Genomic DNA, 1,010 nt, shown 5'->3' with positions numbered 1-1,010 from the left:
CACATAATAGCCTAAGCAGACTATATAACGTCTTAAAACTGGCTGAACAGCAAAAAGGACAATCGCTAACAGTCACTGACGAATTGATAAACAACGCTTATAATAGCGCGGCTGGACAAGATTTTATCAAAGCCATGAATGATGACTTTAATAGCTCGACAGCGATTAGTGTATTATTTGGGCTGGCACGTGATGTCAACAAAGCCATCAAAGCTGAAGATTTAGACACAGCATGGCGCTTGGCGCAGCATCTAAAAGCGTTGGCACAAGTACTCAATATTTTGCAGCAGCCAGTCCAACAGTTTTTGCAGGCAGTGATTGGTGATCAAGCAGATGATGGGTTAACCGATGCTGACATTGATGGATTAATCATTGAGCGTGCAAAGGCCAAAACCGATAAAAACTTTGCGCGTGCTGATGAAATACGCGAGCAACTAAAAGAGGCAGGTATTGAGCTTGAAGACAGCCGTACTGGTACAACATGGCGCCGTGCTTAAGCCGATTGCTGGTGACATTAAATACGTATATTAACAAATTAAGTCAGCTCTACGCTGGCTTTTTTTTGTGCGCTGTTTTAGTTTGATTTTATTTTTAAGATATCTTTTTATATGACATTCACAGATGTATAGGCGCTAATTTTATGACTAGCTTTACCAAAAATGATTTTGAAATGAAATCTTCTAAAGCTTATCTCATGATTGGTTTGCTAATTATTATAGCTGGCATCATTTATATGCCAGCTAAAGCTGCCTCAAGTGATACTGAGATACTCACTAACAAAGACAATGCACCTGCTACTAGAGCAGAGCAGTCAATAAACAGTCCAAATGGTTTTATAGAATATGCTGAACAAAAAGTTGAAACCCTTGAACAAGGTGGTTTTGAGCTGTCCGATACTATCAATGAGGCTTTATATAATGACGAGCGAGCAGCGATGCAGCAAACGGATAAGCTGCAAGGATATACCGGACTTACAGGTGGGCAAGACGCAAACTACTTTGTTTTAACGC

General features: G+C 40.2%; 2 protein-coding genes. Both read left to right on the top strand.

The annotated features are described in order from the left end of the window. A partial coding sequence (locus tag ACS8FD_RS16940; protein ID WP_439276701.1) for a DALR domain-containing protein occupies positions 1 to 497 on the top strand: 497 nt, incomplete at its 5' end. Between the two features lie 143 nt (positions 498 to 640). Continuing rightward, positions 641 to 1,010, top strand: a 370-nt coding sequence (locus ACS8FD_RS16935) for a hypothetical protein (RefSeq protein WP_439276700.1), incomplete at its 3' end; no start/stop codon positions are given.

The sequence above is a fragment of the Psychrobacter sp. 1U2 genome (genome assembly GCF_051847575.1).
This window is presented reverse-complemented; position numbering and strand designations above follow the sequence as displayed.